The organism is Polaromonas sp. UBA4122, from assembly GCA_002381615.1.
Taxonomy (GTDB): Bacteria; Pseudomonadota; Gammaproteobacteria; order Burkholderiales; family Burkholderiaceae_C; genus Polaromonas.
The window spans coordinates 70,871-77,460 of sequence record DFWY01000029.1; the positions used below are offsets into that span (position 1 = coordinate 70,871).

Below are 6,590 nucleotides of genomic sequence, written 5' to 3' on the forward strand. Positions count from 1 at the left end.
ACCAGCCCCCGCTGCGTCGGGGTTGCTTGTTTCCATGACCCGATGGTGGACCTTCCACTGCCTTTGCCGCCACGCAGCCGGTGCTTGCGGTACAACGTCCGTTTGCGCATCAAGAACTTGCTTCAAAATTGAAGCAGGCGTTGGGGCACGCGCTTGGCCTAGCTTACTGCCGCGCGTGCAACACGGCTGAGCGTACCAGCGGTAGCCGGTCGTTGCCGAAGTACATGTCATCACCCACGTAGAAGGTAGGTGAGCCAAAAGCACCGCGCCGGATCGCTTCATCGGTGTTCGCCTTGAGTTGCTCCTTGATGTCGGGTCTGGAGATGCCTGCAAAAAAAGCTTCGGTATTGATGCCGACTTGCCGGCAGAGTGCTGCCAGCACTTCATCCTGGGAGATGTCTTCTTCGCGGCTGAAATAGGCCGCAAACGTCGCCTCGACAAAGGCCAGATAGTGATCTGGCGCCTGCGCGTCCTGGGCGATCCACAGGCAGCCGCGCATCGCCTTGACGCTATTGACCGGAAAAACTTTGGGCGGAAAGACGATGTTCAGGCCCGCTTCGCGCGCACTGTCCTGCACATCCTTGAGCAGGTAACGGTTTTTGGGCGAGTTCATGTCTTCCCGCGCGGTGTAAATGCCCTTGTTGACGCTGTTGAAAATGCCGCCCACCAGCACCGGTCGCCAACTGATGGGCTCCTTGAGTTCGGCCGCCAGGGGCTGGAGGTTGCGAAAAGCCAGGTAAGTCCAGGGGCTGGAACAGTCAAAGAAAAATTCAATCATTCGGGTCTCGCTTGAGTCTCAAGTTATTTGAGATTAAACGCCTTGGTGCTTGCCGACTTGCCTGCATTGCACGCTTTGCGCGGTCTGGCCAAACAGGGTTTTACGCGCTTCATCCGTCAGGGTGGGGGCACGCAGTTCTTTGCCGAGGTCCAGCCCGCGCTTGACGGCTGGCCGTTCGAACAGGGCGTTGTACCAGCGCTGCACATGGGGAAATTTCTGCAGCTCAATCTGCTGTGCCTTGTGCGTCCGCACCCAGGGGAAAATAGCCATGTCGGCAATGGAATAGTCTGTACCTGCGACATAAGCGCCGGTGCGCGCCAGCTGCGCATCCAGCACGCCGTAGAGGCGGTTGACTTCCTTGCCGTAACGTTCGATGGCGTAGGGAATTTTTTCCGGAGCATACAAAAGAAAGTGGCCGTTTTGCCCGGCCATTGGACCCAGTCCGCCCATTTGCCACATCAGCCACTGCAGGGTTTGGTAGCGTTCCCGCACATTGGTGGCCAGGAAACGTCCCGTTTTCTCTGCCAGGTACATCAAAATGGCACCGCTTTCAAACACCGCCACCGGCGCACCCCCGCCGGAAGGCGCGTGGTCTACGATGGCCGGCATGCGGTTGTTGGGGCTGATAGCCAGAAAATCAGGCGAGAACTGCTCACCCTTGCCGATGTTGACTGGAATAAACCGGTAGGGCAGGCCACACTCTTCCAGCATGATGGATATCTTCCATCCATTGGGCGTGGGCCAGTAGTGCAGATCAATCATCAAGAGTCCTTTGGCTTGTGGGTGATGAGCTGGAGGCAGTGTTTAAAGAAAAGTCGCGAGGTAAGAGCGCTGTGGACTGGCCTTCCGTCCTGCGGCTCTGCCTGTTCCGCGGAGCGGAACACCTCCCGCTACCTGCCGCTTTCAGGATGGAGCCGCAGTTGCCGGTGCGCTGTGCTCGAGTGTGGCTGGGCTGGGACATGAGGCGCAGTGTGCCTCAAATCAATGGGGGGCCATCAAGCCGCCCTGGTAGCCCCATCATTGGTGACGAACGAAAGGACTACTCCAGATCTTCAATCGCCAGCATGTGGTACTTCTGTGCATAGGAAAAAGGTAGCTTGCGCACCACTGTCATGACGCGCTCGGTGGCTTCGTGGGAGGGCACGGGAATCATCAGTGCATGGTGCCCTTGCTGTGCCAGCTCTACATATTTGTGGACGGTAGCCCCTTCGGTGCCCACGCTTGGCAGCAATACGTCTGAGAGGCCATCTACTTTTCCGATTTCTTCCAGGATGCTCGCTGGTGTCAACAGCAAGATGTCGTCGCGGCCTGTTTCGAGTTCCCGAGCCGCCTGCCTGGCGTCTTCGATATCGGGGAACATGATGAATGCATAGCCTGTCGGGTAAAACACACCGCCCATACTCAGCATTTTGTCGGTCAGTTCAAAGTCCTTCATGGCGAATCCTTTCTTGCGTTAACCCAATCATTAAGGCGCAGAAAATTCAACCCTCTTGGTCATCTATGGCATCCTCTTCCTGTAAGTCGCTGCCGACAGGTCCATGCATGCGGGATCCTGAAAAGATCAAGGCAACTCTTCCAGCTTGATGTTGGGCTCGGCCATCACGCGCACCGTGCTTTGCAAACCGTTCAGAAGCTGGTTGGCAAAGTAGCTGCTCTGGGTGTCAGGTTCGAGCGCAGCAAGCACCAGGTTGCCCAGCGGCTGGTTGAGCGGCACGTAGTAACTGCCGCGCGGAGCATCGATCACGCCGCGCGTGAGGCTGACTTGTACCTTGATGATAGGGTTGTTGCTGGCGATCGTGCCATCCACGTCCTGGCGTTCGCCCGCGGCGCGTGAAGTTTCCCGGTAGCTGTCGCCCAGCAGGGAGCCGGGCTCGGCCACACGCAGAACCTGCACGCCGTGCAGGCGCAGCCGGTCGACGGCCGTGGTGGACCCTGCGGACAGCCAGTAACCGCAGGGGCGCGCACGTGCCTTGATGCTGCGCAGTGCGAGCGCAGAGTCCCAGTCCACCATGAGGGGTTTGTCAGCCCCGCTCACCGGGTCCAGCATGACCAGCTCGTGCTGGGCCGGCGTGGTCGCCGCCTCCACAACGGCTTCGCCCTTGCAGGCCTCGGCACTGATTTCCTTGTCGATATAGGGGCGCAACTGGTTGAGCTCGCTGGCGCGCTGGGCGGTGCTGGCCAGCACACTGGTAATGGCCGTCACATGGGTATGCACGCGCCGCTGGATATGCAAACGGCCAATGCCCACGCCTCGGGTTTCAATCAGCAGGCTGACGATATTTTTAAGCCCGTTCACATTGCGGCTGGTATCCGGCTGAGTGCCACCCATAGAGACTTTTTTATCCGCCATATCTGTTGAGGTGGTGTAGTACCACTCGGTGCTGAGGTCTTGGCCCTTGAGCGCGACCAGCAGCGGACGGCGGTACCACTCTTCGGCGGCCTTGGTCAAGAATTCAGGCAGATTGGCGGCGGTGGCGTACTGCAGCAGCGCGTCGAACTTCTGCACAGTGCCGAACTTTTGCAGGAAGCGGCCCGCTACGGGGTACTCGTGAGCGTCCACCACCACAATGGGCTGGTAGTCACGCGTGAGCTTGGCCAGCGCCTGGGCCTCCGGCGTGTTGAGCAGCAAATGGTCGCGGTTCATGTCCAGCCCATCCGCGGTTGCGCGCTGGTCGCTGGCTGCGCCATCGGGATTGGCACGCGGAACAATCACCACATTGATATGTTCTAGCAGGGGCTGCAGCAGACCCTGTGCAAGCTCCCTGGCGATCACCAGCAGCGCTTCGCTGCCAGCGGGTTCGTCCCCATGCTGCTGGCCCACCAGCAGCACCGTGGGCCGTCCCGTCGCCAGCAGGGTGGTCGGGTCCGTGCCGGTGGCGCGGGTCAAGATCAGCGCTTCCAGGGCTTCGCCGCGCTGGGATTGGCCGATAGGCAGTACGGCGGCTTTTACGCCAGCCGAACGCGATACTGACACCGCCTGATCGTGCAGCCAGGTCTGAATTTCAGCCTGGGTGGTGAAGGTCGTGCGGCCCGCTTGCAGGCCTGGTGTGTTGTAAACCACCGAGGGCGCCGGAAAGCGGGCGGCAACAGCAGCGCTGTATGGCGTTGGCTGATAAGTGGGCCCTGTGGGCGGCGTGCCCATGGTCACAGGTGGCGCCACAGGGGATATCTGTACGGCCGCAGGCGGTGCAGCTGGTGCAGAACTGGCGGGCGCGCTTGCCGCAGGACGGGGAGCAGAGGGTGTCCAGGGCGGTAGCGTTACCGAGGTGCAGGCTGCGAGCAACGCTATCGGGGCCAGCATGCTCAGCGCCCGCGCGGGTATGCGCGAAAGAGAACGGCCAAGTCGGGCTGTGGTTTGGGGGCAGGGCATTGTGGTCATCTTTTTTCTGCGCTTCATGCATGCTTGATCGGTTGCGTGGTTGCTCATGTTACCCGCCCTATGGGGTTGTCGGCATGGCCGTTCTGCTTGCCAGGGTGCCGGGGATGGGCCTTGGGGCCGTCGGGCTAGGTCCTTTCTGGGAAATGGCGCAATGCCAGCCCCAGTCATCGTCCCTTATGCGCCTGCTCCCGGCGCCGTTTCAAGAGTGCGCCCAGCATGGGCGCACTCTTGCGGGTGCAAGTCCCGCCGTAAGTTGATCACAACGAACGAAGTGAAGCGCAACTGCATGAGGGCGACCTAGTGTGGGAAGGAAGCGTGGAGCGAAGCTATAAACGGTGCTCACGAATGGTTCTTCAGGACGTTTTCGCATGGACTTCAGCAATACCACCGGGGAGTCCTATTGGATGCACCATTGCAGCTAATGCGACGCCAAGATTGGCGACTGGTTCATCACCAAGCCTGGGCGTGACTAGGCACCGAAAGGTGCTGAGCGCAGCCGATAGCTGCGATTTCCGCTGATTAGCAGATTTAGATTGGGAAAGTTAGCAGGTTCAACAGGGTTGGTTAGCAGTTTCAACTTGTTCCGATCGATCACACAACTAAATTTGTAACTATCTGAGCGTAACCCTCTCGCCTGATATTTCTGCATTTCAACTAAAGTTGTAATCAACATATTACAAGAAAAGTTGTAACGATAACTCCAATTTCAACTAAAGTAGTATTTGTATGCCTGTCTGGTGCAAAGGGAATACAAAATGCCTGTCAGTACACGAATCGGTTCAAAGGGGAAAATTGGCAATACCAATGTCCAAACCCCAATCGACCTGACTACTTGGGTTATTGTTGATGACGGAGCACTTCCAGAAGACCAGCGTGAAGTCTTTCTGCGTCGCAAGCAGGGAATTCGACTCTACTTGGATGGTGCTACTGCTGCTACCTTAAAAGATGCTTGTGGCTTTGGGCGATCACAAATCTATCGCCTGATTACTGAACGATGCTTAAAAGACCATCCAGATGGTGAGCTTTACGGTTGGAGAGGCGCACTTCCACACCAGCAGGTAAAAGCTTACGTCAGATCCCAACCGATCAAAATTGGCGATTGGGGTGGCGGCGCCGTCGGTGCAATGCAGTGGCTATTCGAGTCCCCCGAAGGCCAAGGGCTGGAGGCAAAGTTCAAAGAGCACATTCTCAAGCAGACGGCCATCCTTGAGTCTCCCCGTAGGCCGCGACTGGTGCTGTTTCACTGGTTCATTGAAGAACTAAAGCAACGAGGTTTTGAACGACGCGGGGAATGGCCCTTCAATGTTGAAAAACGTGGCTACGTTTCCATTTCCAAGTACGTCGACAAAGTGCTTGATGAAAATCCCAAGCGCAAAATTGCCATTTTAGGCGGCAAGGATGCCCAACGAAAATCCCGTGCCGGTGATGGCACAAATCGTCCAGTCTTGGAGTTACTCGACCGAGTGGAGTGTGATGCACACAAACTCGACTCTCGCATGATTGTCATGGTGCCATCCCCGCATGGAGGCGAAGAACCACGCAAAATACATCGACTGTGGGTGGTGGTAATTATTGAAATATCATCTCGAGCAGTACTGGGCTATCACCTGAGCATGCACCGCGAGTGCTCAGCAGAGGACGTGTTGCGAGCCATCAAACGTGCTTTGACAAAATGGACTCCGCGTGTACTCCAATTCAGTGGAAATGCCTATGTAGACGGTGCAGGTTTGCCCTCCAGTAGGTTGGAACAATATGTCGGCGCTTGCTGGAATGAATTCAGTGTTGATGGCGCATTGGCCAACATTTGTGCAAGGGTTGAGCAGCAGATGACTAATGTGGTTGACGCACGAATACTGAAGCCACAGGATCCTAATAGTTACTCAAGTCGCCGAAGTCTGGATGACCGGCCCTATATCGAGTCATTTTTTAAACGACTTGCAAAAGGTGGTTTTCATCGCCTATCAACAACGACCGGAAGTTCACCCAAAGACAAACAAGGCACCAACCCAGATATTGCCGCAAAAGAGACACGTTTCCAGCTCGAATACGCAGAAGAGCTGCTTGATACGCTTATTGCCAATTACAACGCAACCCCTCACAGTGGTCTGGGTTACCGTAGTCCATTGGAACAATTTGATTTTCTGGCCTTAAAAGCAGCGGCTATTCGTGTCGCAGACCCAGGTGAAGTACAGAGAATGGTCGGCATTCGTAAACTGTGCACACTTCTGGGTGGAGCCCAATCTGGAAGACGGCCATATTTCAATTTTGCGAATGCACGGTACTCTGCAGAGTGGCTGTGTCTGCGAACGGATTTGCTTGGCAAGCCATTTTGGCTTCATATTGAAAACGAAGACGATGCCCGTTATGCAAGCGTGTCAAATATACAAGGCTATTACCTTGGAACGATCAGGGCACCCGGGTTCGACAGTTAAG

5 protein-coding genes are annotated in these 6,590 nt (G+C 56.6%); 1 reads left to right on the forward strand and 4 read right to left on the reverse strand.

Annotated features, from left to right (window positions below):
* Positions 1-163: 163 nt before the first annotated feature.
* The 4 genes from B3F77_RS04305 to B3F77_RS04320 all read right to left on the reverse strand — a co-directional run bounded on the left by B3F77_RS04305 (position 164) and on the right by B3F77_RS04320 (position 4,148).
* A complete protein-coding gene (locus B3F77_RS04305) occupies positions 164-778 on the reverse strand; it encodes a 2-hydroxychromene-2-carboxylate isomerase (RefSeq protein ID WP_293603761.1) in 615 nt (204 codons plus the stop codon).
* A 33-nt stretch (positions 779-811) separates the two neighbouring features.
* The gene (locus B3F77_RS04310) at positions 812-1,540 is read right to left on the reverse strand and encodes a glutathione binding-like protein (protein WP_293603762.1); all 729 of its coding nucleotides are present in this window, start codon (positions 1,538-1,540) and stop codon (positions 812-814) included.
* Positions 1,541-1,817: 277 nt separating this feature from the next.
* On the reverse strand, positions 1,818-2,213 hold the full coding sequence (locus B3F77_RS04315; RefSeq protein WP_293603763.1) for an RNA-binding protein: 396 nt from the start codon (positions 2,211-2,213) through the stop codon (positions 1,818-1,820).
* A gap of 126 nt (positions 2,214-2,339) precedes the next feature.
* On the reverse strand, positions 2,340-4,148 hold the full coding sequence (locus tag B3F77_RS04320) for a M14 family metallopeptidase (protein ID WP_414702956.1): 1,809 nt from the start codon (positions 4,146-4,148) through the stop codon (positions 2,340-2,342).
* Positions 4,149-4,912: 764 nt separating this feature from the next.
* Between B3F77_RS04320 and B3F77_RS04325 the strand changes: the two genes are divergently transcribed.
* Positions 4,913-6,589, forward strand: coding sequence for a hypothetical protein (locus B3F77_RS04325; RefSeq protein WP_293603765.1), 1,677 nt, complete (start codon positions 4,913-4,915; stop codon positions 6,587-6,589).
* The last annotated feature ends 1 nt before the right edge of the window (position 6,590 follow it).

Bases quoted from the DNA above. Each gene is read 5' to 3' on its own strand.
- B3F77_RS04305 (WP_293603761.1), bottom strand. From the start codon at position 778: ATGATTGAATTTTTCTTTGACTGTTCCAGCCCCTGGACTTACCTGGCT.
- B3F77_RS04310 (WP_293603762.1), bottom strand. From the start codon at position 1,540: ATGATTGATCTGCACTACTGGCCCACGCCCAATGGATGGAAGATATCC.
- B3F77_RS04315 (WP_293603763.1), bottom strand. From the start codon at position 2,213: ATGAAGGACTTTGAACTGACCGACAAAATGCTGAGTATGGGCGGTGTG.
- B3F77_RS04320 (WP_414702956.1), bottom strand. From the start codon at position 4,148: ATGCCCTGCCCCCAAACCACAGCCCGACTTGGCCGTTCTCTTTCGCGC.
- B3F77_RS04325 (WP_293603765.1), top strand. From the start codon at position 4,913: ATGCCTGTCAGTACACGAATCGGTTCAAAGGGGAAAATTGGCAATACC.